Raw genomic sequence first — 26,674 nt, forward strand, 5'->3', positions numbered from 1 at the left:
GCCTCGCTCACCGGTGACCCCGGGACGTACGTGGCCGTCGAACTCCGTATACGGCTGCACGTCCTGCCGCACCTCGGCCACCACCAGCTGCGCGCGCTGCGGCCGTCCATGCTCCAGACCTGGATCCGAGACCGGGAGAAGGCCGGCCTCGCCTCGTCCTACATCCGTGTCATCTTCGCGAACCTCTCGGCCATCCTCGTCGCTGCCGTGGATGACGGTGTCATCGCCAAGAACCCGTGCAGCGCCGGTTCCATCCGCCTACCCAAGAGCACCAAGCCCCCGATCGAACCGTGGTCCTCACAGCGCGTCCTGGCCGTCGTCGGGGCACTTCCCACCGCCTACGCCTGCACGGCCGTCATCGGGGCCGGCTGCGGGCTTCGACAGGGCGAGATCTTCGGCTTGGCCGAGAAGGACATCGACCAGGCTCGCGGCTACATCCGTGTGCGCCGCCAGGTCAAGCTGATCGGCAGCAAGATGGTTTTCGCCCTGCCCAAGGGCGGAAAGGTGCGCGACGTTCCGCTGCCGCCCAAGGTGCTGCAAGCGATCCTCGCTCACCTGGAGGCGCGCCCCGCTCGTGACGTGACCCTCCCGTGGGCCGATGTCGACGGCAAGCCCACCACCGTGAAACTCATCTTCACCGGTCGCGAGACCAAGGCGATCAACCGCAACTACTTCAACCCGAACATCTGGAAGCCCGCGCTCGCCAAGGCCGGCGTCATCGAGACGCCGGACGAGGGCGAGCTGTACGCGGAGTCCCGCAGCGAGGGGATGCACGCGCTCCGGCACCACTACGCGAGCGTCGTGCTCGACGCGGGTGAGAACATCCGGGCGCTCGCCGAGTACCTCGGACATGCCGACCCCGGCTTCACCCTCCGGATCTACACCCACCTCATGCCCGCGAGCGAAGAGCGCACGAAGAAGGCCGTCGACCGCGCTCTTGAAGCAGCGGTCGACGGCCTTGTTCTTCGGGGGGAGTGCCCTCGTTGTGCCCTCTCGGGCTGCCTGGAGGGTGAACCCGCGCGGCGGCGCTGTTTCGGCTTAGATGTCGAAGTAGAGCTCGAACTCGTGGGGGTGGGGGCGCAGGCGGACCGGGTCGATCTCCTTGGTGCGCTTGTATTCGATCCAGGTGTCGATCAGGTCCTGGGTGAAGACGCCGCCTTCGAGGAGGTAGTCGTGGTCGGCCTCCAGGGCGTCGAGGACCTCGGCGAGGGTGCCGGGGACCTGGGGGACGGCCTGGTGCTCGTCGGGGGCCAGTTCGTACAGGTCCTTGTCGACCGGCTCCAGCGGCTCGATCTTGTTCTTGACGCCGTCGAGGCCGGCCATCAGCTGGGCGGCAAAGGCCAGGTACGGGTTGGCCGACGGGTCCGGGACGCGGAACTCGACGCGCTTGGCCTTCGGGTTGCTGCCCGTGATCGGGATGCGGATGCAGGCCGAGCGGTTGCGCTGCGAGTAGACCAGGTTGACCGGCGCCTCGAAGCCCGGGACCAGGCGGTGGTACGAGTTCACCGTCGGGTTGGTGAAGGCCAGCAGCGACGGGGCGTGCTTGAGCAGGCCGCCGATGAAGTAGCGGGCGGTGTCGGACAGCCCCGCGTAGCCCTGCTCGTCGTAGAACAGCGGCGAGCCGTCGGCCCACAGCGACATGTGGCAGTGCATGCCCGAGCCGTTGTCGCCGAAGATCGGCTTCGGCATGAAGGTCGCGGTCTTGCCGTTGCGCCACGCGACGTTCTTGACGATGTACTTGAACAGCATCAGGTCGTCGGCCGCCGCGAGCAGCGTGTTGAACTTGTAGTTGATCTCGGCCTGGCCGGCGGTGCCCACCTCGTGGTGCTGGCGCTCGATTTCCAGGCCCGCCGCCTCCAGCTCCAGGGAGATCTCCGCACGCAGGTCGGCGAAGTGGTCGACCGGCGGGGTCGGGAAGTAGCCGCCCTTGTAGCGGACCTTGTAGCCGCGGTTGTTCTCCTCCGCGCCGGTGTTCCAGGCGCCCGCCTCGGAGTCGATGTGGTAGAAGGACTCGTTCGCGCCGGTCGCGAAGCGCACGCTGTCGAACACGTAGAACTCGGCCTCGGGGCCGAAGTACGCCGTGTCGGCGATGCCGGTGCCGGCGAGGTAGCGCTCGGCCTTCTTCGCGACGTTGCGCGGGTCGCGGCTGTACTCCTCATCCGTCAGCGGGTCGTGGATGAAGAAGTTGATGTTGAGCGTCTTGTCCTTGCGGAACGGGTCGAGGCGCGCCGTGGACAGGTCCGGGCGAAGCGCCATGTCCGACTCGTGGATCGCCTGGAAGCCGCGGATCGAGGATCCGTCGAAGGCCAGCGTCTCACTCGGGTCGAACGTCCTCGCCGGAACCGTGAAGTGCTGCATCACGCCAGGCAGGTCGCAAAAACGAACGTCGACGAACTTGACGTCGTTGTCGGCGATGTATCGCGACACCTCTTCGGCGTTGTTGAACATCAATCCTCCTCGACCCGGCGCCAGGCGCGGGTAGTTGCGTTCGCGGGGAGCGGCCTCCTCCCCGGTGGCCACTAGGCCATGAAGGTAGGCGCGAGCGGTTTCCCGTCGGTGTCCCTCGTGTTTCCGGGATGTTACGCACCCACCCGTACGGTCTAACCGGTTTGCCTGGATGCGTGTGCCCGTGATCGGCCGCCGGTACGCCCACCCCGAGGCGGGTGAATCGGCCCGGCTCGTCTACTTTGGAGGGGTGGACGAGAACACGAGCGCATCGCGGACCCAGGCCTCCGGGGCGGCGGACGACGAATTCGCCTACCGCGGCAAGCGTCTCGGGCTGCCCGAGGACGGACCCAATTCCCTGGCGCCGACCGGCCGCCGGCTCCTCGCCCTGGTCATCGACTGGGGCATCTGCTACGTCATCGCGCTGTCCTTCCTGGGCGGCGGCAAGCTCAACGCCATCGGCACCAGCTGGGGCACGCTCGGCGTGTTCGCCGTGGAGAACCTGCTCCTGGTGAGCACCCTCGGCTGGACCCTCGGCAAGCGGATCATGGGCATCCGGGTGGTCTCTGTCACCCGCGGCTCGCTGCTGCCGCTCGCGGTCGTGGTGCGCACGTTCCTGTTGTGCCTGGTGATTCCGCCGGCCATCTACGACCGGGACGGGCGCGGCTTCCACGACAAGGCGGTCGGCACGGCGGTGGTCCGGGCCTAGGCCCTTCTGCGACATCCGTGCTCCGAAACGCAGGAGAGCGGCGGCGATCCGGGTTCGGATCGCCGCCGCTCTCGCGTCGAACGGGGGACGGGGGACAGGGCGCGGGTGCCGCAGGGGCGCGGCGCCGGGTTGGGTCAGCCGCGCGGGCCGCGCGGCATGCGCGCGCCCTTCGGCATCGGGCCCTTGGGCACCGGCATGTTCTTCATCAGGTCGCCGACCGCCCGCAGCCGGTCGTTGACCTGCGCGACCTCGGGCTTGGCCATGGTCGGGGTCAGCTTCATGATGTGCCGCTGGAGCTTGAGCAGCGGGACCTGACCCTCGTCGTTGCCGACGATGATCGTGTGCACCGTGGTGTTCGCCGCCAGTCGGGACATGCGCTTCTTCTCATCGGCCAACAGTCGCGTCACGCGACCCGTCTGACCCTCGCCCACCAGGATGATGCCGGGGCGACCCACGGCGCGGTGTACGACATCCTGGTTGCGGGTGATGGCCACGGTGGGGGTCACGACCCAGCCACGCTTGAGTGACTGCATGACCGCCAACGCGGCGCCGGGCTGGCCCTCCATCTGGCCGAGCACCGACTTCTCGGCCCTGCGTCCGAAGATGAAGGCCGCCGCGAGCAGACCCACGAGGGCACCGAAGATGCCCAGGTAGATCGGATGTCCCCACCAGAAGCCGATGGCCAGGAGTACTGCGAATACGCCCAGGCCCCAGGCCGCCACAATCAAGCCGACCCACGGATCGGCCTTCTTCGTCTGCTGGTAGGCGAGCCGGATCTGCTTCAGCCGGCCGCTCTTCTCGGATGGTTCCTTGCTCGCCATGTGAAAAGGATACTGGCGTGCCGTCCACCGGGGACAATGCCTGGCGCCGGCTTGTCGCAACCTTCCCGCCCAAGGCGCGGCGATCCGGCCGTCCGGCGGGAAATCCATCCCGGAGGACGGCCGAACCGCAGGCCGGCGGCTCCCGCGGTCCTAGTGCGAGCCGGTGCGCGGTGCGGGATTGACCGGGGCGAGGCGGGCCAGGATGTCGGAGGCCTCGGCGCGGGCCCGGGCACGGCTGCGGTCGGCGCACACGGCGGCCCACGCGTTGCGGCGGGCGGTGCGCTGACCACCCTCGAACATCAGGACGGTCTCGACGGCCCGGAAGACCCGGCCGACGGTGGCCCGACGTGCGGCGAGGCCGCGATCGAACGCGCCGCGCAGCACCGAGGCGTTGTCCTGCTGCATGTCTTGCATGAGGTCGTCCCCCTAGCTGTGCTCGATGCGAGGTTCCGCCGCATCGCGGCCGACTCTCGCAACACTGTGTTGCCGGATGATGGCGCCCGGGTCACACCGAGGTGAAGCTCTGCGCACCCTCGGCCGACGCGGCGCGCGTCTCGCGCACCTCCAGGGCTTGGCGGTACAGCCGACCCGCGCGGTACGACGAGCGGACCAGGGGTCCGGAGAGCACGCCCGCGAAGCCGATCTCCTCGGCCTCCTCGTTCAGCTCGACGAACTCCTCCGGCTTCACCCAGCGCTCGACGGGGTGGTGTCGCACGCTCGGCCGCAGGTATTGCGTGATGGTCAGCAGTTCGCAGCCGGCGTCGTGCAGGTCCTGCATCGCCTGGCTGATCTCGGCGCGCTCCTCGCCCATGCCCAGGATCAGGTTGGACTTGGTGACCAGGCCGGCCGCCCGGGCCTGGGTGATCACGTCGAGCGAGCGCTCGTAGCGAAAGCCCGGCCGGATGCGCTTGAAGATGCGCGGCACGGTCTCGATGTTGTGCGCCAGCACCTCGGGGCGCGAGGAGAACACCTCGGCCAACTGGTCCGGCTGCGCGGTGAAGTCCGGGATCAGCAGTTCGACGCCGGTGCCCGGGTTCAGCTCCTTGATCTGGCGGACCGTCTCCGCGTACAACCACGCGCCGCCGTCGGGCAGGTCGTCGCGGGCCACACCCGTGATCGTGGCGTACTTCAGGCCCATCGCCTGGACCGACTCGGCCACCCGACGCGGCTCGTCGCGGTCCAGCTCGGCGGGCTTGCCGGTGTCGATCTGGCAGAAGTCGCAGCGCCGGGTGCACTGGTCGCCGCCGATCAGGAAGGTCGCCTCGCGGTCTTCCCAGCATTCGTAGATGTTGGGACAGCCCGCTTCCTCGCACACCGTGTGCAGCCCCTCGCGCTTCACGAGTTGCTTGAGCTCGGTGTATTCGGGGCCCATCTTCGCCCGGGTCTTGATCCACGAAGGCTTGCGCTCGATGGGAGTCTCGGCGTTGCGGACTTCCAGGCGAAGCAGCTTGCGGCCGTCGGGTGCGACAGCGGACACGCGCGACTCCCTCTTCTCGGGTCAGCCTGCGGGGCGGGACGGACTGCGGTGGGCCCGGCAGGATGGGACGGGCCCGTGGTGGGGCGGTGCGTCCAGAGTACGCCGAGCGAATCGGGGCTCCGGACGCCCCGTCAAGTGGCAACCGGGACGAACCCGGGTGGATTCCCCGGCGGTCGGGTCCGGGACGAGGCGTGCGTCACGTGGTGCGGGTCGTGCGGTGCCGGTTACGCGGTGCGCGTCGTGTGCCGCCCGTCACGCGGCGCGCGTCACGCCGGGACTTGGGCGAAGACGTCGGCCAGGTGCCGCTCGGCCAGCGGCAGGACCACGGCGACGGTGACCTCGCGGCCGAGTTCGCGGCTGAGCGAGGTGACCCCGGCGTCCTTGATGCCGCACGGCACGATGCGGTCGTAGTAGGTCATGTCGGCATCACAATTGATCGCGAAGCCGTGCATGGTGACCTTGCGCGAGACCCGGACGCCGATCGCCGCGAGCTTGCGGTCGTCGCCGCGCTGCCCCGCGTTGGAGGGCGCGTACTCCGGACCGGCCAGGCGCGGGTCGAACTCGGGGTGCAGGCGCGGATCGGGCGCGGCCGTGAGCCGGCTGTCCAGGCGCAGGTCGAGGCCGCCGGTCGGGGCGGCTCCTTGCGGCACCGCGTCGCCCAGGACCCAGACGCCGCTGCGTCCCTCGATCCGGGTGGTCTCCAGACCCAGGTCGGCGCAGACTCGGATCAGCGCCTCCTCCATCCGACGCACGTGCGCGACCACGTCGACCGGCTCGGGCAGGCGCACGATCGGGTAGCCGACGAGTTGGCCGGGACCGTGCCAGGTGATCTTGCCGCCGCGGTCGACGTCGACCACGGGGGTGCCGTCCATCGGGCGCTCCGAGGGGTCGGTACGGCGGCCGGCGGTGTAGACCGCGGGGTGTTCCAGGAGTAGACACGTGTCGCCGACCTCGCCGCTCACCACCTGCTCGTGCACGCGGCGCTGTTCCTCCCAGGCAGCCTCGTACGGAACGGCGTCGGTGCCGAGGCCCAGGTGCACGAATCGCAGGAAGCTGGTCACGTCCACCAGCGTACGACGGGGTCGAACGTCACCCGCGACCGGCGTCGAGGCCGCGGACTCGGCAGGTCACGCCGGTGAAGGTGCAGCCGATCGCATCGACTCGGCCGTACAGGCCGAACTCGATCACCACGCTCGCCCCGGGCGCCAGCGGTCCGCGGCCGCGGGCGGTCGCCACGCCGCGATCGGTGCTGGTGCGCATGTCCTCGCCGTAGAGCATGGTGAAGCCGCTCTGCCGGCCCGAGGTGGTGAGCGTGAGGTCCCAGGCGGGCAGCGGGCGCGGGGTGCGGTTGGTGATCACCACGGTGCCGTCGGCGCCCCAGCCGGAGTCGGTCACGGTGGCGTCGACGGACATGTCCGCGGGGCCGGTGGTGGCGGGCGGCGGCGGGACGGGCGGGGCCGGCGGCGCGCTCGAACGGGTCGCGGTCGCGCTCGCCCCGGGGTTGGCGCTCGCCGAGGCGGACGGGGAGCGGGTCGCCGACCGGGTCGCGCTCGCGGTCGTCGGCGGGCCCGGGGCGGTGGCCGTACCCGCGCCCGGGCTCGCCGCAGCGGTGCCGGGCAGCGGAAACGCCGGTGCCGGCAGCGGCAGGTTCCGGTCGAGCGAGACCGGGCCGTCGGCCCGGTCCGAGTCGCCGAGGCCGGCGAACAGGAAGACCCCGCTGGTGAGCAGCAGGCAGACGATCGCGACCGCGGCGAGGGGGATCACGATCCCGCGGGCGGTGTCGTCCGATTGCCGGGTCACGCGTGCGTTTCCTTCGCCTGGTCGCGGACGGCTCGCGATTCCCGGACGCTTCGGCCGATGTGGCCCGACGCCCCCGAGGCGCGTCCGCACGGACGTCGGCCGCGCGGAAGTCGATCATCCCAACGGGTGAACTACCTCGCGCATGTTCCACCACCGCTACGCGCATCGCAAGCGGCGCCGGGCTGGCGACAGCGCGGTGGATCCGGGTCGCCGATTCGGCAGGTTTTGCCGAACTTGGCCGAACCGGGGCTTCCTCGGGGCGAATTCGCCCCATCCCCGCGGGTCCTTCGGGCGTAACTCGAAAGGGTCATTGTTGTGAGCGTTCGGGTTGTAGCGCTCCAGAAATCGCTAGATTCTCGCGCGATCACCCACCCACCCCCGAACCACCGCACCAGCGGGAGGCGTTCATCTCCATGGCAGCCAGGGTCGAGCGGCGCCCCAATCACCGGCTGGCGGCGCTTGTCGAGGAAGCCGGCTTCTCGCATGCCGGTCTGGCCCGACGCGTTGACCAACTCGGTGCGGAACAGGGCATCGATCTCCGGTACGACAAGACCTCCGTGGCGCGCTGGCTGCGTGGCCAACATCCGCGCGGGATCGTGCCGATACTGCTCGCGGAGGTCTTCACCCAACGACTCGGCCGCAAACTCAGCGCCGAGGATCTGGGCATGGCCGGATGCCGGCCGGACTATGCCGGGCTGGAATACGCGTCCGGTCCGCCCGAGGCGGTCGAGATCGTCACCGGCATGTGGCAGGCCGACTCGGCGCAGCGATCCGCCCTGGTGGAGGCCGCGTTCACGCCCGGGGCGCTGGTGGTGCCCAGCCGGGACTGGCTGATCGGCGCCGGCGACGAGCGGCCGGCGCGGCAGGACGGCGACCGCGTGGGCCTCGGCGACGTGGCCGCGGTGCGTGCGGTCGGTGAGGCGTTTCGGCGGTTGGACGACTCGTTCGGCGGGGGCACGGCCGGCAGGCGCTGGTGCGCTACCTCGACACCGAGGTGACCGCGATACTGCGCGGGACCTACGACTCGCGCACCGGCAGCGCGCTGTTCGGCGCTGCGGCCACGCTCACCCGCCTGGTCGGCTGGATGGCGTACGACGTGGGCGTGCACGGGATGGCGCAGCGCTATTTCGTCCAGGCGCTGCGGCTGGCCCAGGCGTCGGGGGATCGCGCGCTCGGCGGGTTCGTGTTGTCCACGATGAGCCGGCAGGCGGTCTACCTCGGGCACGGGCGCGAGGCGGTGCAACTGGCGCGGGTCGCCCAGCAGGGCGCGTCGGTGGTGGCCACGCCCCGGGTGCGCGCGCTCTTCCACGCGGTCGAGGCGCGCGGGCACGGGCTGCTCGGCGACGCGCGGGCGTGCGGGGCGGCGCTGTTGCGGGCCGAGCAGGCGTTGGAGTGCGTCGCGCCGGGGGACGAGGAGCCGGAGTGGGTCGCGTTCATGGACGAGGCCCAGTTGGCCGATGATCACGCGCACTGCTACCGGGACTTGGAGGACTACGACAAGGCGCGCGAGTACGCCGAGCGCTCGTTGCGGCTGCGCGGGAGCGAGTACGCGCGCAGCCGGTTGTTCTGCCAGACGATCCTGGCCACCGCGTTGCTGGAGTTGGGCGAGGTGGAGCAGGCGTGCCGGGTGGAGGCGGAGGCGACCGAACAGGCGGAGGGGCTGCGGTCGTCGCGGGCGGTGGACTACGTACGCGAGTTCACCCATCGATTGGCGCCGTATCGGGACGTGCCGGCGGTGCGCGAATTCGAGGCGCGGTCGGGCTGCTTCGTCCGTACGGCCTGAGCGGCGCGGCGGGTCAGGCCGCGAGGGCACCCAGGTCGGCGAGGGCGGAGCGGGCCGCTCTGCGACCGGAGGCCAGGGCGCCCTGGATGGAGCTGGAGTCACGATGGTCGCCGCAGACGTACAGGCCGCCGATCAGCCGGACCGGTCGGCGGAAGTTGTGGCCGGGCTCGACGACCGGGACGGCCTGCGGGATGTGACAGGTGGTCAGATGTGTCCACGTGGTGGTGGGCGTGTCGTGGACGACCGCGAGCCGTTCGCGGACCCGTAGTTCGAGTTTGGCCGGCTCCGAGCCGTCGTGCCCGAGCACGGTGGTGGCGATCAGCGCCCGGCGGTCCGGCGTGTAGGTGGGGGCGACCTGGCTGACCACCGTCGTGTGCGTGAACGGGCTGCGGGCGTCGGCCTCCACGAGCAGCGACGCGTCGGCCCGGGGCGCGCCGCGGGCCACGTGGTACAGCGTGGTCACCGGGTGGAACGCGGGCATCCGCAGGCCCGGCAGCAGCGCCACCGCCGTACTCGGATCGGTGGCCACGATGACCGCGCGGGCCCGGATCTCGCCCGCCGCGTCGGTCAGCACCCGATCGGCCGAGACGGACGACACCCGCACGCCGTAGCGCACCACGTCCGCCGGCAGGGCCGCCGCGAGTTGGCTCGGCACCGCCGCCATGCCCCGGGCGGGCAGCGCCACCCGGCCGCGCAGGAACGACCGGAGCATCAACTCGGCGAACCGGCTGGACGAGCGCAACGCGGGGTCGTGCAACAGCGCGGCCAGCAGCGGGCGCAGGGTCCGCCGGGTCAGCTCGGGTGGCAGCGCGCGCAACACCGGCGCATCGGCCGCGGCCGTCTCGGCGGCGCCGAACACCCGCGCCACCGGGGCGGACGCGGTCCGGGCGAGCAGGGCGGCCAACCGGGCCCGATCGGTGCCGCTGCCGTTGCGCAACCCGCCGATCGCGTCCCGGACCCGGCGCACGTCGCCGATCCGATGCGTGCGGCCGTCCTCGTACAGCAGCACACCGGGCTGGAAGGCGCGCAACCCCAGTGCGGCGACGTCGAGTTGCCGGCGCACCTGGGGCCAGGAGGTGGTCAGCGACTGGAAGCCGCGGTCGACCCGGAAGCCGTCCACGAGATCCGTCCGCACCCGTCCCCCGGGTCGATCGCCCGCTTCCAGCACGGTGACCGGCACCCCGGCCGCGGCCACGGTCCGTGCCGCGCTCAAGCCGGCCAACCCGGCCCCCACCACGATCACCTCGGTACGGCGCACGTCGACCACGATCGTCCTCCCGTCCCCCAGCCCACGACCAACCACGCCGCGGTGTCGGTTCCGTCGCCTACAGGTCATGCCCCTCGATAGCCCGGTCGGTTTCACCGCCTACAGGTCATACCCCTCGAAGCCCGGTCGGTTTCATCGCCTACGGGTCATACCCCTCGACGCCCGGTCGGTTTCATCGCCTACGGGTCATACCCACCAGAAGCCGGAAGGAGCGCGCCGACCAACACCGGTTGTCCGGTGGGCGACAGCAGGGCGTCCACCGGTCGACGGGCGGGCCGGACGTGACGTCGGGGTCACTTCGCCAGGGCGGCGGCGATGGCGGTGTCGATGGTGGGGTGTTCGAAGGTGAAGCCGGAGTCGAGGAGGACCCTGGGCACCATGCGCTGACCGGTGAGGATCTCCTTGGCGAAGTCGCCGAGGGCGATGCGTAGCGCGAATGGGGGGACCGCGAGGAGGGTGGGGCGGTGCAGGGCCCGGCCCATGGCCCTGGTGGCCTCGGCGTTGGTGACCGGGTTCGGGGCGGTCAGGTTGACCGGGCCGGACAGGGTCGGGTGGTCCAGGACGTGGCGGATCGCGGCCACCTCGTCGATCAGGGAGATGAAGCTCCAGTACTGCCTGCCCGAGCCGAGTCGGCCGCCGAGGCCGGCCCGGAACAGCGGGAACATCCGGCCCCACGCGCCGCCGGAGCGGGAGACCACCAGGCCGGTGCGCAGGTGGGCGACCCGGATGCCGGCCTCGACGGCGGGCGCGGTGGCCGCCTCCCACTCCGTGCACAGGTCGGCCAGGAAGCCGGTCCCGGGCGGGGACGACTCGTCCACCTCGCGTTCGCCCGTGTCGCCGTAGTAGCCCATCGCGGAGCCGGCCAGCAGTACCCGCGGCGCCGGTCGCAGGGCCGCCAGCGCGCGCGAGACGGCCGCGGTGCCCAGGACCCGGCTGTCCCGGAGTTCGCGCTTGTACGCGGCCGTCCAGCGCCGATCGCCGATGCCCGCGCCGGCCAGGTGCACCGCCGCGTCCACCGGGCCCAGCGCGGCGGTGTCCACCGTGCCGCCGTGCGGGTCCCAGCGCACCTCGTCGGGCCCGCCGGGGGGCCGGCGGACCAGCCGGACCACCTCGTGGCCGTCGGCGGCGAGCGAGTGGACGAGAGCGGAACCCACGAGGCCGGACGAGCCGGTGACGGCGATACGCATGAGAGCATCCTGACCTACCCGGCGCCGAACATGCCGAAGGCGGCCCGGACCGGGGTCCGAACCGCCTTCGGGTCGTGCGTGTCGCCGGGTGCCTGCAGACGGGGCGCCTACAGACGGGTTCCTACAGGTGACTGCCTACCGGCGGTCGCCTACAGGCCGAGGTCGCCCTCGAAGGCGCCTTCCTCGAGACGGGTCTTCACCGTCTGCAGGAAGCGGGCCGCGTCCGCGCCGTCCACCAGGCGGTGGTCGTAGGACAGGGCCAGGTACACCATCGAACGGACCGCGATGACCTCGCCGAGCGTCGGGTCGTTGACCACGACCGGGCGCTTGACGACCGCGCCCGTGCCGAGCATCGCGACCTGCGGCTGCGGGAAGATCGGCGTGTCGAACAGCGCGCCGCGCGAACCGGTGTTGGTCAGCGTGAACGTGCCGCCGGCCAGCTCGTCGGGGCTGACCTTGTTGGTGCGGGTGCGCTCCGCCAGGTCCGAGATCTTCCGGGACAGGCCCGCGATGTTCAGGTCGCCCGCGTTGTGGATGACCGGGACCATCAGGCCGCGGTCGGTGTCCACCGCGATCACCAGGTGCTCGGCGTCGTGGTAGGTGACCGTGCCCGCGTCCAGGTCCATCGAGGCGTTCAGGACCGGGTGGACCTTGAGCGCCTCGACCGCCGCCTTGGCGAAGAACGGCATGAACGACAGCTTGACGCCCTCGCGGGCCACGAAGTCGTTCTTCGCCCGGTCGCGCAGGCGGGCGATGTTGGTGACGTCCACCTCGACGACGGTGGTCAGCTGGGCCGAGGTCTGCAGCGACTCGACCATGCGCTTGGCGATCACCGTGCGCATCCGCGACAACTTCTCGGTGCGACCGCGCAGCGGCGACGGCTCGATCGGCGCCGCGGCCTTGGCGGCGGGAGCGGCGGCGGCCGGAGCCGGAGCCGAGGCCGCCGCGGCGGCCTGGGCCGCCTGCTGCTTGCGGGCCGTCTCCAGGACGTCCTGCTTGCGGATGCGGCCACCGATGCCGGTGCCCTCGATCGCGCCCAGGTCCACGTTGTGCTCGGCGGCGAGCTTGCGCACCAGCGGCGTGACGTACGCGCCGTCGGCCTCGGCCGGCGGGGCGAGCTGCGGCGCCGGGGCGGCAGCCTGCGGAGCGGGAGCCGGCGCGGGCGTCGGAGCCGGCTTCGGCGCGGGTGCCTGGGCCGGCGCGGCGGCGGGCGCCGGAGCCGGAGCCGCGGCCTGGGCCGGCGCGGTGGCCGGAGCAGCCGCCGGAGCCGGAGCAGCCGCCGGAGCCGCAGCCGCCGGAGCGGGCGCCGCGGCCGGAGCCGCACCGGGCGCGCCGATGACGGCCAGCTCGGCGCCGACCTCCACCGTCTCGTCCTCGGCGACCTTGATCTTCAGCAGCACGCCACCGACCGGCGACGGGATCTCGGTGTCGACCTTGTCCGTCGAGACCTCGAGCAGCGGCTCGTCGGCCTCGACCGTGTCACCCTCCTGCTTCAGCCAGCGGGTGATGGTGCCCTCCTGCACGCTCTCGCCGAGCGCGGGCAGCAGCACCGGGGTGCCCTGCGCGTCGCCGGCGGGCGCGGCCGGAGCCTGGGCGGGCTCCTGTGCGGCCTGAGCGGGCTCCTGCGCGGCCGGCGCCGCCGGCGCGGCGGGAGCCTCGGCGGGCGCCGGAGCCTCGGCGGGCGCCTCGGCCGCCTGCGGAGCCGGTGCGGCGGCCGGAGCCGAAGCCCCGGTGCCGTCGTCGATCACGGCCAGTTCGGCGCCGACGTCGACCGTGTCGTCTTCCTGGGCCTTGATCGACACCAGGATGCCCGCGGCGGGGGAGGGGATCTCGGTGTCGACCTTGTCGGTCGAGACCTCGAGCAGGGGCTCGTCCAGCTCGACGCGCTCACCCTCCTGCTTCAGCCAGCGGGTGATGGTGCCCTCCTGCACGCTTTCGCCGAGCGCGGGCAGTGTTACGGAGACCGGCATGGGTCAATGACTCCTTCTCAACGCTTCAAGGCGTGGGTCTTGGATGACGGGGCGCGATAGGGGCGCGTCGTCAGTCGTGGACGTGCAGGGGCTTGCCCGCCAACGCGAGGTGGGCCTCGCCAAGCGCCTCGGACTGCGTCGGGTGCGGGTGGATGAGCTGGGCGACCTCGGCCGGCAGGGCCTCCCAGTTGTAGATCAGCTGGGCCTCCGAGGTCAGCTCGCCCATCCGGGCGCCGACCATGTGGATGCCGACGACCGGGCCGTCCTTGACCGAGACGACCTTGACCTGGCCGGTCGTCTTGAGGATCTGGCTCTTGCCGTTGCCGCCGAGGCTGTAGCTGATCGACGCGAGCTTGTCCGAGCCGTAACGCTCGACCGCCTGCGCCTCGGTGAGGCCGACCGAGGCCACCTCCGGGTCGCAGTAGGTCACGCGCGGCACGCCCGCGTAGTCGATCGGCACCGGGTTCAACCCGGCGATGCGCTCGGCGACCAAAATGCCCTCGCCGAAACCGACGTGGGCGAGCTGAAGGGTGGGGATGAGGTCGCCCACGGCCGAGATCGTCGGCACGTTCGTGGCGCAGTACTCGTCGACCAGGACGTAGCCGCGGTCCATCGCGACGCCGGCCTCCTCGTAGCCCAGGCCTGCCGAGACGGGGCCGCGGCCGACGGCGACGAGCAGCAGCTCGGCCTCGATCTGCTTGCCGTTCTCCAGCGAGACCCGCACGCCCGCGTCGGTGTACTCGACGCCGGAGAAACGCGCGCCGAGTTCGAACTTGATGCCGCGACGACGGAAGGCGCGCTCCAGGAGCTTGCTGCTCGCCTCGTCCTCCAGGGCGACCAGGTGCGGCAGCGCCTCGACGATGGTCACGTCCACACCGAAGGACTTCCAGGCGCTGGCGAACTCGACGCCGATCACGCCGCCGCCGAGCACCACCGCGGACTGCGGGACCCGGTCGAGCACGAGCGCGTGGTCGCTGTTGAGCACGCGGTTGCCGTCGATCTCCAGGCCCGGCAGCGACTTCGGCACCGAGCCGGTCGCCAGTACCACGTGTCGACCCTCGTAGCGCTGCCCGTTCACCTCGACCGCGGTCGGCGACACAAGCTTCCCGGCGCCCTCGACGACGGTGATCTTGCGGCTCGCGATCAGCCCGGTCAGGCCCTTGAACAGGCGCGAGATCACGCCGTCCTTGTACGCGTGCACCGCGGCGATGTCGATGCCGTCGAACGTCGACTTGACGCCGAACTGCTCACTCTCGCGCGTCTGGTCCGCGACCTCGCCGGCGTGCAGCAGCGCCTTGGTCGGGATGCAGCCGTTGTGCAGACACGTGCCGCCGAGCTTGCCCTTTTCGACGAGGACGACGCGCATACCGAGTTCGGCCGCGCGCAGGGCGCACGCGTAGCCGCCACTCCCGCCGCCGAGAATGACTACATCGAAAACGGCTCCGGCGTCGTTCGCCACGTCACGTCCTCCTGTGATTGCGATGCCGACCCGCGCGGTACGCGGCGGGCGGCACCCCCTTCTTGTGGAAGGTCTCAAGTGCCGGTACAACATCCTCCCACTTGTCGGAGGCGACCGAGCACTCCGCCCCGGTGTTGCCTGTCCCACAGGGGCCGCGCCGAAATGGCGGGTCGGGGGCACAACGTGCCCTCGCGAGTCGTTGTTCCGGCACGATCCCGACGTCCGCGCCGGACGGACGCGGGCGAACGCGCGAACGACAGGAAGGAAATCCCCGTGGGGCTGTTCCGACGCAAACGCGGTGCCGGCGCGGACGCGCCCGATCGTAAACAGGCCGCCGCCGCGGCCGCCCACCTGAGCGAATTCGCGCACAGCCGCAAGGGTGTCGAGGCCTACATCGAACCGGTGACCACGCTGAGCGGCACGACCGTGGTGTTCATCGCCGACACGGGGGAGTGGACCCGGCGCCGGGTCGCCGATCCCGCGGCCGCGCGCTCCCTGGCACGCAAGCTCGGCATCCCGGTGTACGAGGCGGCCCTGGTGGGCTACCCCAAGCGCATGCGCGAGTGGACCCGGCGGCAGTCCGGCGACGGCTCCTGACCCGATCCGCCGCCGCACCGCCGCCGTTGCCCGGCGACGGGCGATCCACCGCGGTACGGCCGGCCGGTCCGGTCGGGGCGCCTGCGTGCCCCGCCCGGACCGGACCGCCGTCCCGTTCCGGTCAGATCCGGTTGTCCGCCACGTCCTGCGCGACCTGGAGCAGCGAACGCACCGCGACGCCCGTGCCGCCCTTGGCCCGGTAGCCGCCGGCCTCGCCCTCGTGGAACGCCGGGCCGGCGATGTCCAGGTGCGCCCAGTGCACGCCCTCGGCGACGAACTCCTGGAGGAAGATGCCGGCGATCAGGCCGCCGCCCATCCGCGAGTTGCCCATGTTCTTCAGGTCCGCGATCGGCGAGTCCATCTGCTTGCGCATGTCGGCCGGCAGCGGCATCGGCCAGGCCTGCTCGCCCGCCCGCGTCGCGGCGTCGTACACCGCGTCGCGGAAGGTGTCGTCGTTGGCCATGATCCCGTAGATGTCGTTGCCCAGGGCGACCATCATCGCGCCGGTCAGCGTGGCCACGTCGATCAGCATCTGCGGCGACTCCTCGCACGCGCGCGTGATCGCGTCGGCGAGCACCAGGCGGCCCTCGGCGTCGGTGTTCAGCACCTCGACGGTGCGACCGCCGTACATCCGCAACACGTCGCCGGGGCGGATCGCGGTGCCGGAGGGCATGTTCTCCGCCAGCGCCAGCCAGCCGGTCACGTTGACCTCGAGGCCGAGCCGGGCCACCGCGGTGACCGCGCCCAGGACGGCCGCCGCGCCGCCCATGTCCATCTTCATCGTCTCGTTGGACCCGGCCGGCTTGAGCGAGATGCCGCCCGAGTCGTAGGTGATGCCCTTGCCGACCAGTGCGATGGTGCGCTTGGCCTTGGGGTGCGTGTAGCCCAGGCGGACCAGGCGCGGCTTGTTGGCCGAACCCTGGCCGACGCCGAGGATGCCGCCGAAGCCGCCCTTGGCGAGCGCCTTGTCGTCCAGCACCTCGACCTTGAAGCCGGCGTTCTTGCCGGTGTCCACCGCGATCGCGGCGAAGTCCTTCGGGTTCAGGTCGTTCGGCGGGGTGTTGACCAGGTCGCGGGCGTGGTTGACGCTCTCCGCGGTGATCGCGGCGCGCTCCGCGGCGGCCTTGACCGCCTTGTTGGCCTTCAGGCCGAGCAGCACGACGTCCTTGACCGCTTCCTTGCGGCCCTCGCGCGACTTCTCCCGGTAGGTCTCGAAGGAGTACGCGCCGAGCAGCACGCCCTCCCCGAACGCACCCACCGCCTCCGCACCGGCCAACGGCAGCGCCACACCCGCCTTCTTGACGCCCGCGAGCGCTCGCGCCACGGTGCCGCCCACGCGGCGCAGCGTCTCGTGCGCGAAGCCGTCGGCGGGCTGCTCGCCCAGGCCGACGACCAGCACGAGCGGGGCCTTGGCCACGCCGAACGTCGGCACCCGGTGTAGTTCGCCCTCGGCCCCGCCGGCGTCGACGGCGGACAGGGTGGCGGTGAGCCGGCCGTCGAGCGCCGCGTCGATGCTCTCGGCGCCCTCGGCCAGGACGGTGCCGTCCTTGCCCTTGACGGCGCCGATCACGAGAACGTCGGCGCGCAGGGAAAGGGCCGCGGTGGAGCCGATACTCAGTGTGGTCACGAGTGTCCTGTCTCTCATCTCTCGGAGGTGCTGAGTGCCCGCACGATCGGTGGGGCACCGACGCGGCGATCCTTGCTCGGGATGCCTCGTCGAGCGGTGACGAGCCGTATGGAAGATACGTTCGCCCTCAGCATTTCACGCCTTCCCGGCAAACGTCTCAGCCAGTGGACAGGACCACGAGCGCGACGCAGCCGGCGGTCTCCACGAGGGCGCCCAGCACATCACCGGTGATGCCGCCGAATCGGCGGGTGGCGTGCCGCAACAGCAGGGCGGCGGCGGCGAGTCCGGCGATTGCCGCGCCGAGCGCGCGCAGTGCCTCGGTGGGGCCTTGGACGAGGCCGTACAGGCCGGCGCCGGCGACCAGGACGAGCGACCAGGCGAGCAGGACGCCGCGCCCGACGGTGCCGGCGACCATCGCCCCGAGTCCGTCGGGGCGCGCGGACGGCACGCCCGGGCCGCACCCGATCGACAGCGCGACCCGGCCCGTGACCACCGCGAATCCCAGGGCGGCGGCGGCCGGTCCGCTGCCGTCCCGCCCGAGCCGACTCAGCGCGCCGATCTCGATCAGGACCAGGAAGAGCAGGGTGAGTACACCGAACGGGCCGATGTCGGACGCCTTCATGACGCGCAGCGCGTCCGGGGCGGGCTTGGCGGAGCCCAGGCCGTCGGCGGTGTCGGCCAGGCCGTCCAGGTGCAGCCCTCGGGTGAGCAGGGCCAGGGTGGCGACGGCGAGCGCGGCGGCGGTGAACGCGCCGGTGCCGGCCCATCCGGCGAGCGCGAGGACACCTGCGGCGAGGCCGCCCAGGACCAGGCCGACCAGCGGCGCGCAGGCCATCGCGCGGCCGGCCACCGGGCGGTCCACCCGCTCCACCTCGACCGGGATCACCGACAGGATGCCGAATGCCAGGCGCAGCCCGGCCGAGGTGGTACCGGCGCTCACGGGGTGGGCTGCACCCGGGCCACCAGGTCGACCGCGGCGCGCAGCACCGGGAGCGCGAGCAGCGCGCCGACGCCCTCGCCGCCGCGGACCCGGTAGTCCAGGACCGGTTCGAGGGCGAGCCGGTCCAGCGCCTTGACGTGGCCGGGCTCGGGGGTCACGTGGCCGGCCAGCCACCAGTCGGGCGCGCGGTAGGAGATCCGCTGGGCGACCAGGGCCGCCGCGGCGGTGGCGACGTCGTCGAGCAGCACCGGCGTGCGGCGGACCGAGCACTGGAGCAGGAATCCGGTCATCGCGGCGAAGTCGGCCCCGCCGCTGACGCCGAGCAGCCGCATCGGGTCGCCGAGCACCGGCCGGGCCCGGCGCAGCGCGTCGCGGATGGTGGCGCACTTGCGGATCCAGGTCGCGTCGTCGATGCCGGAGCCGCGGCCGATCACCGCCGCCGCGTCCATGCCGGTGAGCGCGCCGATCAGGACGGCCGCCGGGGTGGTGGCCGCCGCGCCCAGCGAGCCCAGCAGCAGCACGTCGGCGCCCGAGTCGATCTCGGCGTCGGCGATCTCGGTCCCGGCCCGGAACGCCGCCTCGGCTTCGCCGGGGGCGAGTGCGTCGGCGCTGTCCAGCGCGCCGGAGCCGCGGCGGATCCGGTGGCGCGTGATCGGCTCGGGGAAGGCGTCGGGCTCGGCGTCGACGGCGATGTCGACGACCCGGATCGGCGTGTCGAGCGCGGCCGCGAACGTGGCGGCGGGGGTGGTGCCGGCGAGGGTGGCCCGCACCTCGCGCGCGGTCCAGCCGGGCGGGCGGACCGAGACGCCGTGCGAGGCCACTCCGTGGTCGGCGGCGAACAACACCACGCGGGGGGCGCCGATGGGGGCGGTGGTCTTGCCGCCCCGGATCGAGGCGTACCGGATCGCGAGCTCTTCGAGTCGGCCGTACGCGCTCGGTGCGCCCGCGAGGTCTGCGAGGTGGGTGCGGACGCGGGCGCGGGCGTCGTCGTCCGGGCGCTCCACCTGTGCGGCCAGGGAGTCGAGGTCGATTGTCACCTGGTCAGGGTAGTTGTCGTCGGCGCGACCGTTGCGCCTCGGTGGGCTCGGGTTGGTTTACCCGCCCGCTCCGCCCGTTGCGTTGCGATCGAAGGCTGCGGTCGCACAGCACAGGGACCCCGCCGACCCCGCCCGCAAGCCGATTCGGGGCCGTTGTGAATGCTGACCGATCACGGGCTGCGGTTGCACCCCCGCCCGCCGGCCTGCTCGCCCGCTCACCTGCTCGGCTGCTCACCCGCTCGCCCGCTCATTTGTCCGTCCGCCGGCCTGCTCGCTCGCCGGCCGGTCGCCCGTCCGCCTGCCTGTCTGCGCGCCTGCCTGTCTGCGCGCCCGCCTGTCTGCGCGCCCGCCGGCCCGTCCGCCTGCCTGTCTGCGCGCCTGCCTGTCTGCGCGCCCGCCTGTCTGCGCGCCCGCCGGCCCGCGCGCCCGCCGGCCCGCGCGCCCGCCGGCCCGCGCGCCCGCCCGTCCGCTGGCCTGTCTGCCTGTCTGCCTGCTCGCCTGCCTGTCCGTCCGCCGGCCTGCTCGCTCGCCGGCCGGTCGCCCGTCTGCCTGCCTGCCTGTCTGCTCGCCCGCCTGACCGCCGGCCTACCTGCCTGCTCGCTCGCTCGCCTGCCCGTTCCTCCACCGGCCTGCTCGCCGGCTCGATCGCTCGCTTGCCCGGCGGCCTGCTCGTCTGCCCGTCCGTCTGTCTGCTCGCCTGCGCGCGCCGGCCTGACAGCGGCCGGCCACCGGTCGCCTGTCTCCCCACCCGCTCTGCTCGCCTGCCTGCTCGCTTGCTTGCGGGGGTGCCTGCCGTGTGTTTGGGGGTGGGGTCAGTCGGTGGCGTGTTTGGCTTGGTTTGGGAGGCTTCGGAGGGTGAGGGGTTGGCCGGCCACCACCAGGAGGACCTCGTCGGATTCGGCCGCGATCGTCGCGTTGAGGCGGCCCAGTTCGTCGCGGAAGCGGCGGCCCGCGGGGGTTGCCGGGACCACGCCGCTGCCCACCTCGTTGCTCACGCCGACCACGGGGACACGGCACGCCCGCCACGCGGCGGCCAGCGCCGCGACGTCGGCCCGTACCGCCTCGCGCGCGCCGCCGTCCGCCCACGCGTCGTCGTCCCACGCGCCGTGCGCGTCCATCACCGCGGTCAGCCACAACGACAGGCAGTCCACCAGGAGCGGCCGACGGGCCTCGGCGAGCAGCGCGGTCAACTCCACCGTCTCGGCGGTGCTCCAGGTGTCCGGTCGGCGATTTTGGTGCAGCGCGATTCGCTCGGCCCACTCCGGATCGCCCTCCCGGGTGCCGCCGGTCGCCACGTAGAGCACGTCCGGACAGGCCGCCAGGCGCCGTTCGGCCTCCGCCGACTTGCCCGAGCGGGCCCCGCCCAGAACGAGGGTGCGATGCGGACGCGGCGTCGGCGAGGGGTCGGCGCCGACCCGCACCACGCCGCCGTCCGGCACCGCGCGAGCGCCCCACGCGGCCAACCGGCGGTGCAACTCCTCGCCCGGCGGCGACTCGTGCGACAGGTGGATCGCCAGTACGTCGGTGTCCTCGGTGACCGCGCCGTCGCGCCGCAGCGTGGCCAGCCGCTCCGGCCACGACACCACGTCGAGCAACACCACGTCGTAGGGCCCGCCCCCGCGTGTCCAGGCCCGCCCGGCCTCGGCCTCGGGCGGCAGCGTCGAGGGTGGCACGTACAGCAGCCGCGTACCGTCGGCTCCGATCACCTCGTAGGCGACCCGCCCGGGAGTCCCGCCGGGCAACACCCGTATTCGCCGACCGTCCACCTCGAAGGCGTCACCCGCCGCGACCCGTCGCCACTGGGGGCCGCCCGCCGACGGCGCCGGCAACCAGGCCGGCGGCGCGGACGGCGCGGCCACCTCGTCGAGCCCCGCCGCGGGCAGCCAGGCCAGCGGCGCGGTCTCGGCCGGACCGCTCAGCAACAGCCGTCGCACCCCGGTCAGCGGGTACCCGGCCCGCGCGGCGGCGTGCGCGGGCTCCGGACCGCAGTCGAGCAGCAGTGTGCCGTCGAGCAGCACGCACGCGGGTCCGCGCACCGCCGGCCCGGTGCACCCCAGACACGAGGCACAGGTGCAGAACGGCTGGGGCCAGCCCTTGGGACCGGCCGTGCCGAGCAGCGTCAGCTCCATGGGTGTCGTCGAGCTCCTGGCTATGAGGCGGGTGGGCTTGATCTACTGTGCAGGTCTTTTGACGGTCCGAGATCCGAGATGAGGAGCCCGACATGTCGTGGGTGTGGCGGTATGAGGACGCGGACGGTGCCCCCGTCGAGGGCCCGGAGGCCGAGGACTTCACCAACCAGTCGGACGCCGAGAGTTGGCTCGGCGAGACCTGGAAGGACCTGCTCGCGGCGGGCATCGAGCAGGTGAGCCTGCTGGAGGACGACGCCGTCGTCTACGAACACATGAGTCTGCGCGCCGCCGAGGGCTGACCCCGCGCGGCGGACCGCGCCGATCCCATCCGCCGCGGGGCGCGGCCCAGGCCGCGCCCCGCGGCGTTTTCGGCTACGGACGCGTGCTCGGGCTCAGGGTGAGTGCCGGGTCGCGGTTGACCACCGGGTCGAGGATCACGTCGATCTTGTTCAGCAGGCTCTCGTCCAGCCGGACACCCGCCGCCTTGACGTTCTCCCGCACCTGCTCGGGGCGGGACGCGCCGATGATCGCGGCCGACACGTTCGGGTTCTGCAGTACCCACGCGACGGCGAGCTGCGCGAGCGAGAGACCGGCCTCGTCGGCCAGCGGGCGCAGTTGCTGCACCCGGGTGAGCACATCGTCGGTGAGCATCCGCGAGACGAAGTCCTGGCCGCCCTTGTCGTCGGTGGCGCGCGATCCGGCCGGCGGCGGCTGCCCCGGCAGGTACTTGCCGGTGAGCACACCCTGCGCGATCGGCGACCAGACGATCTGGCCGAGCCCCAACTCCTCCGAGGCCGGCACCACCTCGGCCTCGATCACCCGCCACAACATCGAGTATTGCGGCTGGTTGGAGACCAGCGGCACGCGCAGCTCGCGGGCGAGTTCGGCGGCGGCGCGGATCTGCTCGGCGTTCCACTCGGAAACCCCGATGTACAGCGCCTTGCCGGCGCGGACCACGTCGGCGAAGGCCGACATGGTCTCTTCCAGCGGCGTCGAGTAGTCGAACCGGTGGGCCTGGTAGAGGTCCACGTAGTCGGTGCCCAGGCGCGACAACGACCCGTCGATCGCCTCGAGGATGTGCTTGCGCGACAGGCCCCGGTCGTTGCGACCGGGACCGGTGGGCCAGTAGACCTTGGTGAAGATCTCCAGGCCCTCGCGGCGTTCGCCCTTCAGCGCCCGGCCGAGCACCGATTCCGCGCGCGTCTCCGCGTACACGTCGGCGGTGTCGAAGGTGGTGATGCCACAGTCGAGCGCGGCCCGCACACACGCGAGTGCCGCGTCCTCCTCCACCTGGGAGCCGTGGGTGAGCCAGTTGCCGTAGGCGATCTCGCTGATGACGAGACCGCTGCGGCCGAGGTGTCGGAAGTCCATGCGAACACCCTATGTCGGACACTCGCGCGACGATCTTCCGCCTCACCGGACACACCCGTCGCCGTGGTGGGCCGCCCGGGTCCTGCCACGCGCCGCCGCGTCCGGCGCACCCCAAGCCCCGGGCGGGACCTAGCGCACGGTCTTCTCGGCGACCAGGTGCAGGACCGGTGCGATCAGGCGGTACGGGTCGCGGCGCGACGCGTCCTCCTCGCAGGCGAGCAGGTTCGTCCACGCCTTCTGGCCGCGCGGCGGCTCGGCGTCGTCGGGCTGGAGGCCGCTGAAGACGCCCACCCCGTACCAGTCCAGGACCGGCGCGCCCAGGTCCGCGAGCACCGTGCACAGCCCGTCGACGGTGTCCGCGCGCAGCGTGCCGCCGGCCGGGTTGGGATACGTGGTCGCCGACAGGCCCTTGAGCGTCGCGGTCCACTGGGCCGCGGCCCCGGCGCGCATCGCCAGCGATCCGGCGTTGCGCGAGGTGACCGAGATCAACCCGCCCTGAGACATCATCCGGGCCAGCGCGGCGAGCATGCCGTCGGGCTCGGGCTGGGCCTCCAGCACGTCGTGGCAGACGGCCAGATCGAAGCTGCCCGGCGGGAAGTGCCGGCCGGCCTCGGCGCCGTCGCCCTCGACCAGCCGCATCCGCCCCTGTACGTCGGCCGACTCCCGGGCCAGGTCCTCGTGCAGTGAGGTGAGCACGTCGGTGTCGGTGTTCACCGAGGTGACGATGTGTCCCGCACGGGCGAGCAGGATGCCGGGCGAGGCCGGCCCGCAGCCGACGTCGAGCACCCGCAGCGGACCGCGGTCGCGCAGGCTCGTCATGTGCTCGGCCAGTTGGCGGGCCACCAATTCGCGGCGGACCTGCGTGTGCAGGTCGCCGCTCAGCCCGGTGATCGTCGTCATGCGACCTTCTCGCCTCGTTTGACCTGCGGTTTGGGCAGCCGCAGCCGACGGAGTTGGAGACAGCGCATCAGCGCGTACGGGGTGACGCCCTTGAGGTTCTCCTTCGGGAACTTCGCCCGCAACGCCTTCTTCAGGCCCATGTTGACCCGGACCGAGTCGAGGATGATCAGCAGGATCACCGCGAGCCACAGGAAGAGCGAGAAGTTCTTGATCGCCAGGCTCGGCAGGATGCTCAGGATCAGGATGATCACGGCCGAGGGCAGGAAGAACTCGCCGACCGTGTAGCGCGCGTCGACGTAGTCGCGGGCGAACCGGCGCAGCGGCCCCCGGTCGCGGGCCGGCAGCGCCCGCTCGTCGCCGGTGAGCAGCGCCTGGCGCTGTGTCTCGCGCTCCTCGCGCATCCGCAACCGAGCCTGCCTGCGCGCCGCCTTGGGGTCCTTGGGCACGGACACCTTGGTCTTGCGGTTGGCCTGCGCCTCGGAGCGCTTGGGCGTGGGGCGGCCCTTCGGGGCCTGGGGGTCCCGGACGGCCGACTCGCCCTGGAGACGCTCCAGGGACTGCTCGGCGGTCTCGGGCTCTGCGTGGGAACGTCGTCGGAACACGGGCAAAGCCTACGTGTTCGGGGGGCGGGAGATTTCAACGCTCCCCGAATCGGGCGCGAGGACGATCCGGAACTCTCGCGGGCGGGAAGACGTCAAGTGAGGCAAAGCCCTGCTGCCACAAGGTCGCTTGGGCATTTAGGCTTCAGGGAGCAGCACGGGTTGCCTACGAAGGGGGCACGCGAGGCCCATGAGCGGTGTAATGAAGCGAATGGCGATGATCTTCCGCGCGAAGGCCAACAAGGCCCTCGACAAGGCCGAGGATCCACGCGAGATGCTCGATTACTCGTACCAGAAGCAGCTCGAACTGCTGCAGAAGGTGCGTAGGGGTGTGGCCGATGTGGCGACCTCCCGCAAGCGGCTCGAATTGCAGATGACCGGTCTGCAGCAGCAGTCGGGCAAGCTCGAGGACCAGGGCCGCAAGGCGCTGGCGCTCGGTCGCGAGGATCTGGCCCGCGAGGCGCTGATGCGCCGCTCGGGTGTACAGCAGCAGATCTCGGACCTCGGCACCCAACACCAGAACCTCCAGGCGGAGGAGGAGAAGCTCGTCCTTGCCTCGCAGCGACTGCAGGCCAAGGTCGACGCCTTCCGCACCCGCAAGGAGACGATCAAGGCGACGTACACGGCGGCCGAGGCCCAGGCCCGGATCGGCGGCGCGGTCGCCGGGATCTCCGAGGAGATGGGCGACGTCGGGCTCGCGATCCAGCGGGCCGAGGACAAGACCGCGCAGATGCAGGCCCGTGCGGGCGCGATCGACGAGTTGCTCGCCTCGGGCGCTCTCGACGACCCGACCGGGATGGCGAAGGACGACATCACCGCCGAGCTGGAGCGTTTGTCCAGCACGTCGGATGTGGAACTGGAGCTGGAGCGGATGAAGGCCGAGTTGTCCGGAGGCACCCCGCCGCCGGCGATCGGCCCGGGTCAGCCCCGGCCGCGGTTCGACAAGCAGGGAGAAGGCACATGATCGTGCGGATCGTGGGTGAGGGCCAGCTCGACGTCGCGGAGGAGCATCTCGATGCGCTCAACCGGCTCGACGACGAGCTTCGGGTCGCGATCGAGGGCGGCGACGACGCCGCCTTCCGCGCGGGGCTGACGGCGCTTTTGTCCAGGGTCCGCGAACTCGGCGCTCCGGTGCCGGACGACGCGATCGTGCCCTCCGACCTGCTGTTGCCGGCGGAGGACGCGCATGTGGACGAGGTCAGGAAGATGTTGAGTGCGGACGGCCTGATCCCGGGCTGACCAGACCATCGCTCTTCCGTGCTGCGTGTGGGCGGTGTGCCCCGGGGCTTCCGGGACACACCGCTCGCTCACGTGGGTACACCGCCCGCGCACGCCCGGCGACGGCCCGCGGCGGGTGGGCGCCCTACGGCAGGGCCAGCATGCGGTCCAGCGCGACCTTGGCGAACTTCTCGGTCTCCGCGTCCACCCGGATGCGGTTGACCACGGTGCCCTCGACCAGCGACTCCAGGGTCCAGACCAGGTGCGGCAGGTCGATCCGGTTCATCGTCGAGCAGAAGCACACCGTCTTGTCGAGGAAGACGACCTGCTTGTCCGGATGCGCGGCGGCGACCCGGCGGACCAGGTTCAGCTCGGTGCCGATCGCCCACGCCGACCCCGGCTCGGCCGCGTCCAGCGTGTTGATGATGTATTCGGTCGAGCCCACGTGATCGGCCGCGGTGACCACCTCGTGCCGGCACTCCGGGTGGACCAGCACGTTGACCCCGGGGATGCGCTCGCGCACCTCCTCGACGGAGCTCACGTCGAATCGGCCGTGCACCGAGCAGTGCCCGCGCCACAGGATCATCTTCGCCGCCCGCAGCTGTTCGACGGTGAGGCCGCCGTTCGGCTTGTGCGGGTTGTACAGCACGCAGTCGTCGAGGCTCAGCCCCAGCTCCAGGACCGCGGTGTTGCGGCCGAGGTGCTGGTCGGGCAGGAACAGCACCTTCTCGCCCTGCTCGAAGGCCCAGTCCAGGGCCCGCCTGGCGTTGGAGGAGGTGCATATCGTGCCGCCGTTGCGGCCGGTGAACGCCTTGATGTCGGCCGAGGAGTTCATGTACGAGACCGGCACGGTCACGTCCGCGATGCCCGCCTCGGCGAGCACGTCCCAGCACTCCTCGACCTGCTCCGAGGTGGCCATGTCGGCCATCGAGCAGCCCGCGGCCAGGTCCGGCAGGATCACCTGCTGGTCGTCGGAGGTGAGGATGTCCGCGCTCTCGGCCATGAAGTGCACACCGCAGAAGACGATGTACGGCGCGTCGGGTCGGGCCGCCGCCTCGCGCGCGAGCTTGAACGAGTCGCCGGTCACGTCGGCGAACTCGATCACCTCGTCGCGCTGGTAGTGGTGACCCAGGATGAAGACCTTGTCGCCGAGCTTCTCCTTGGCCGCGCGCGCCCGGGCCACCAGGTTCGGGTCGGAGGGCGAGGGAAGGTCGCCGGGACACTCGACGCCGCGTTCGCTGCGCGCGTCGGCGGCGCGCCCGAGCATCAGCAGGGCGAGCGGCGTCGGCCGCACCCCCGGCGGCAGGTCCAGATCGTGTGTCGCGGTCACTGCGCGCA

At 72.0% G+C, this 26,674-nt stretch carries 23 protein-coding genes and 2 pseudogenes; 7 read left to right on the plus strand and 18 right to left on the minus strand.

Features of this window, described 5'->3' with window-relative positions; all coding sequences use genetic code 11:
- Nucleotides 1-108 precede the first annotated feature (108 nt).
- A pseudogene (locus tag B4N89_RS53385) lies at nt 109-834 on the plus strand (tyrosine-type recombinase/integrase); the annotation flags it as partial.
- Nucleotides 835-1,038: 204 nt separating this feature from the next.
- On the opposite strand, the gene glnA reads toward B4N89_RS53385, so the two are convergent.
- Entirely contained in the window at nt 1,039-2,448 is a 1,410-nt protein-coding gene (gene glnA / locus B4N89_RS21750; protein WP_078979523.1) for a type I glutamate--ammonia ligase, read from the minus strand.
- A gap of 169 nt (nt 2,449-2,617) precedes the next feature.
- Between glnA and B4N89_RS21755 the strand changes: the two genes are divergently transcribed.
- Entirely contained in the window at nt 2,618-3,154 is a 537-nt protein-coding gene (locus B4N89_RS21755; RefSeq protein WP_078977505.1) for an RDD family protein, read from the plus strand.
- A gap of 134 nt (nt 3,155-3,288) precedes the next feature.
- Here B4N89_RS21755 and B4N89_RS21760 read toward each other — a convergent pair whose 3' ends face one another.
- The 5 genes from B4N89_RS21760 to B4N89_RS21780 form a co-directional block, all read right to left on the minus strand.
- A complete protein-coding gene (locus tag B4N89_RS21760) occupies nt 3,289-3,975 on the minus strand; it encodes a DUF4191 domain-containing protein (RefSeq protein WP_078977506.1) in 687 nt (228 codons plus the stop codon).
- Between the two features lie 150 nt (nt 3,976-4,125).
- The gene (locus B4N89_RS21765; protein ID WP_235618724.1) at nt 4,126-4,389 is read right to left on the minus strand and encodes a hypothetical protein; all 264 of its coding nucleotides are present in this window, start codon (nt 4,387-4,389) and stop codon (nt 4,126-4,128) included.
- A gap of 91 nt (nt 4,390-4,480) precedes the next feature.
- The gene (lipA, locus tag B4N89_RS21770; protein ID WP_078977507.1) at nt 4,481-5,452 is read right to left on the minus strand and encodes a lipoyl synthase; all 972 of its coding nucleotides are present in this window, start codon (nt 5,450-5,452) and stop codon (nt 4,481-4,483) included.
- Between the two features lie 266 nt (nt 5,453-5,718).
- Nucleotides 5,719-6,513 carry a lipoyl(octanoyl) transferase LipB gene (gene lipB / locus B4N89_RS21775; protein ID WP_078979525.1) on the minus strand — a complete coding sequence of 265 codons (795 nt, stop codon included), beginning with the start codon at nt 6,511-6,513 and terminating at the stop codon, nt 5,719-5,721.
- Nucleotides 6,514-6,541: 28 nt separating this feature from the next.
- Entirely contained in the window at nt 6,542-7,252 is a 711-nt protein-coding gene (locus tag B4N89_RS21780; RefSeq protein WP_078977508.1) for a hypothetical protein, read from the minus strand.
- A gap of 413 nt (nt 7,253-7,665) precedes the next feature.
- Here B4N89_RS21780 and B4N89_RS21785 point away from each other — a divergent pair.
- A pseudogene (locus tag B4N89_RS21785) lies at nt 7,666-9,035 on the plus strand (regulator).
- 13 nt (nt 9,036-9,048) lie between these two features.
- On the opposite strand, the gene B4N89_RS21790 reads toward B4N89_RS21785, so the two are convergent.
- From B4N89_RS21790 to lpdA, 4 genes are all read right to left on the minus strand, one after another.
- Nucleotides 9,049-10,302, minus strand: coding sequence for an NAD(P)/FAD-dependent oxidoreductase (locus B4N89_RS21790; RefSeq protein WP_321170702.1), 1,254 nt, complete (start codon nt 10,300-10,302; stop codon nt 9,049-9,051).
- Between the two features lie 293 nt (nt 10,303-10,595).
- Nucleotides 10,596-11,489 (minus strand): TIGR01777 family oxidoreductase, encoded by an 894-nt coding sequence (locus B4N89_RS21795; protein ID WP_078977510.1) that lies wholly within the window; start codon nt 11,487-11,489, stop codon nt 10,596-10,598.
- A 149-nt stretch (nt 11,490-11,638) separates the two neighbouring features.
- A complete protein-coding gene (gene sucB, locus B4N89_RS21800) occupies nt 11,639-13,459 on the minus strand; it encodes a 2-oxoglutarate dehydrogenase, E2 component, dihydrolipoamide succinyltransferase (RefSeq protein ID WP_078977511.1) in 1,821 nt (606 codons plus the stop codon).
- Nucleotides 13,460-13,529: 70 nt separating this feature from the next.
- On the minus strand, nt 13,530-14,918 hold the full coding sequence (lpdA, locus tag B4N89_RS21805) for a dihydrolipoyl dehydrogenase (RefSeq protein WP_078977512.1): 1,389 nt from the start codon (nt 14,916-14,918) through the stop codon (nt 13,530-13,532).
- A gap of 273 nt (nt 14,919-15,191) precedes the next feature.
- Between lpdA and B4N89_RS21810 the strand changes: the two genes are divergently transcribed.
- Entirely contained in the window at nt 15,192-15,515 is a 324-nt protein-coding gene (locus B4N89_RS21810; RefSeq protein WP_078977513.1) for a hypothetical protein, read from the plus strand.
- A gap of 121 nt (nt 15,516-15,636) precedes the next feature.
- Here B4N89_RS21810 and B4N89_RS21815 read toward each other — a convergent pair whose 3' ends face one another.
- The 4 genes from B4N89_RS21815 to B4N89_RS21830 all read right to left on the minus strand — a co-directional run bounded on the left by B4N89_RS21815 (nt 15,637) and on the right by B4N89_RS21830 (nt 21,248).
- Nucleotides 15,637-17,142 carry a leucyl aminopeptidase gene (locus B4N89_RS21815; protein ID WP_078977514.1) on the minus strand — a complete coding sequence of 502 codons (1,506 nt, stop codon included), beginning with the start codon at nt 17,140-17,142 and terminating at the stop codon, nt 15,637-15,639.
- 157 nt (nt 17,143-17,299) lie between these two features.
- Complete coding sequence (locus B4N89_RS21820) at nt 17,300-18,082, minus strand: adenosylcobinamide-GDP ribazoletransferase (RefSeq protein WP_078977515.1); 783 nt, start codon at nt 18,080-18,082, stop codon at nt 17,300-17,302.
- Nucleotides 18,079-19,119 (minus strand): nicotinate-nucleotide--dimethylbenzimidazole phosphoribosyltransferase, encoded by a 1,041-nt coding sequence (locus tag B4N89_RS21825; protein ID WP_078977516.1) that lies wholly within the window; start codon nt 19,117-19,119, stop codon nt 18,079-18,081. Before B4N89_RS21825 ends, B4N89_RS21820 begins: the two co-directional genes overlap by 4 nt.
- A gap of 812 nt (nt 19,120-19,931) precedes the next feature.
- Nucleotides 19,932-21,248 (minus strand): bifunctional adenosylcobinamide kinase/adenosylcobinamide-phosphate guanylyltransferase, encoded by a 1,317-nt coding sequence (locus B4N89_RS21830; RefSeq protein WP_078977517.1) that lies wholly within the window; start codon nt 21,246-21,248, stop codon nt 19,932-19,934.
- Between the two features lie 92 nt (nt 21,249-21,340).
- Here B4N89_RS21830 and B4N89_RS21835 point away from each other — a divergent pair, with 92 nt between their 5' ends.
- Complete coding sequence (locus tag B4N89_RS21835; RefSeq protein WP_078977518.1) at nt 21,341-21,547, plus strand: hypothetical protein; 207 nt, start codon at nt 21,341-21,343, stop codon at nt 21,545-21,547.
- A gap of 73 nt (nt 21,548-21,620) precedes the next feature.
- Here the strand turns inward: B4N89_RS21835 and B4N89_RS21840 are convergent, their stop codons facing one another.
- The 3 genes from B4N89_RS21840 to B4N89_RS21850 form a co-directional block, all read right to left on the minus strand.
- Nucleotides 21,621-22,619, minus strand: a complete 999-nt coding sequence (locus tag B4N89_RS21840; RefSeq protein ID WP_078977519.1) for an aldo/keto reductase family protein — start codon at nt 22,617-22,619, stop codon at nt 21,621-21,623.
- Nucleotides 22,620-22,748: 129 nt separating this feature from the next.
- On the minus strand, nt 22,749-23,519 hold the full coding sequence (locus B4N89_RS21845) for a class I SAM-dependent methyltransferase (RefSeq protein ID WP_078977520.1): 771 nt from the start codon (nt 23,517-23,519) through the stop codon (nt 22,749-22,751).
- Nucleotides 23,516-24,121 (minus strand): DUF3043 domain-containing protein, encoded by a 606-nt coding sequence (locus B4N89_RS21850; RefSeq protein WP_078977521.1) that lies wholly within the window; start codon nt 24,119-24,121, stop codon nt 23,516-23,518. Before B4N89_RS21850 ends, B4N89_RS21845 begins: the two co-directional genes overlap by 4 nt.
- A 199-nt stretch (nt 24,122-24,320) precedes the next feature.
- Between B4N89_RS21850 and B4N89_RS21855 the strand changes: the two genes are divergently transcribed.
- Nucleotides 24,321-25,082 (plus strand): PspA/IM30 family protein, encoded by a 762-nt coding sequence (locus tag B4N89_RS21855; protein WP_101897137.1) that lies wholly within the window; start codon nt 24,321-24,323, stop codon nt 25,080-25,082.
- Nucleotides 25,079-25,357 carry a PspA-associated protein PspAA gene (pspAA, locus tag B4N89_RS21860; protein WP_078977523.1) on the plus strand — a complete coding sequence of 93 codons (279 nt, stop codon included), beginning with the start codon at nt 25,079-25,081 and terminating at the stop codon, nt 25,355-25,357. Before B4N89_RS21855 ends, pspAA begins: the two co-directional genes overlap by 4 nt.
- 124 nt (nt 25,358-25,481) lie before the next feature.
- Here the strand turns inward: pspAA and nadA are convergent, their stop codons facing one another.
- Nucleotides 25,482-26,666, minus strand: coding sequence for a quinolinate synthase NadA (gene nadA, locus B4N89_RS21865; protein WP_101897138.1), 1,185 nt, complete (start codon nt 26,664-26,666; stop codon nt 25,482-25,484).
- Between the last annotated feature and the right edge of the window lie 8 nt (nt 26,667-26,674).

It is taken from the genome of Embleya scabrispora, from assembly GCF_002024165.1.
Taxonomy (GTDB): domain Bacteria; phylum Actinomycetota; class Actinomycetes; order Streptomycetales; family Streptomycetaceae; genus Embleya; species Embleya scabrispora_A.

Excerpts from the sequence above, each read along its gene's own strand:
- glnA (WP_078979523.1), bottom strand. The coding sequence starts at position 2,448 with ATGTTCAACAACGCCGAAGAGGTGTCGCGATACATCGCCGACAACGAC.
- B4N89_RS21755 (WP_078977505.1), top strand. The coding sequence starts at position 2,618 with ATGCGTGTGCCCGTGATCGGCCGCCGGTACGCCCACCCCGAGGCGGGT.
- B4N89_RS21760 (WP_078977506.1), bottom strand. The coding sequence starts at position 3,975 with ATGGCGAGCAAGGAACCATCCGAGAAGAGCGGCCGGCTGAAGCAGATC.
- B4N89_RS21765 (WP_235618724.1), bottom strand. The coding sequence starts at position 4,389 with ATGCAAGACATGCAGCAGGACAACGCCTCGGTGCTGCGCGGCGCGTTC.
- B4N89_RS21795 (WP_078977510.1), bottom strand. The coding sequence starts at position 11,489 with ATGCGTATCGCCGTCACCGGCTCGTCCGGCCTCGTGGGTTCCGCTCTC.
- sucB (WP_078977511.1), bottom strand. The coding sequence starts at position 13,459 with ATGCCGGTCTCCGTAACACTGCCCGCGCTCGGCGAAAGCGTGCAGGAG.
- B4N89_RS21830 (WP_078977517.1), bottom strand. The coding sequence starts at position 21,248 with ATGGAGCTGACGCTGCTCGGCACGGCCGGTCCCAAGGGCTGGCCCCAG.
- B4N89_RS21835 (WP_078977518.1), top strand. The coding sequence starts at position 21,341 with ATGTCGTGGGTGTGGCGGTATGAGGACGCGGACGGTGCCCCCGTCGAG.
- B4N89_RS21840 (WP_078977519.1), bottom strand. The coding sequence starts at position 22,619 with ATGGACTTCCGACACCTCGGCCGCAGCGGTCTCGTCATCAGCGAGATC.
- B4N89_RS21845 (WP_078977520.1), bottom strand. The coding sequence starts at position 23,519 with ATGACGACGATCACCGGGCTGAGCGGCGACCTGCACACGCAGGTCCGC.
- B4N89_RS21855 (WP_101897137.1), top strand. The coding sequence starts at position 24,321 with ATGAAGCGAATGGCGATGATCTTCCGCGCGAAGGCCAACAAGGCCCTC.
- pspAA (WP_078977523.1), top strand. The coding sequence starts at position 25,079 with ATGATCGTGCGGATCGTGGGTGAGGGCCAGCTCGACGTCGCGGAGGAG.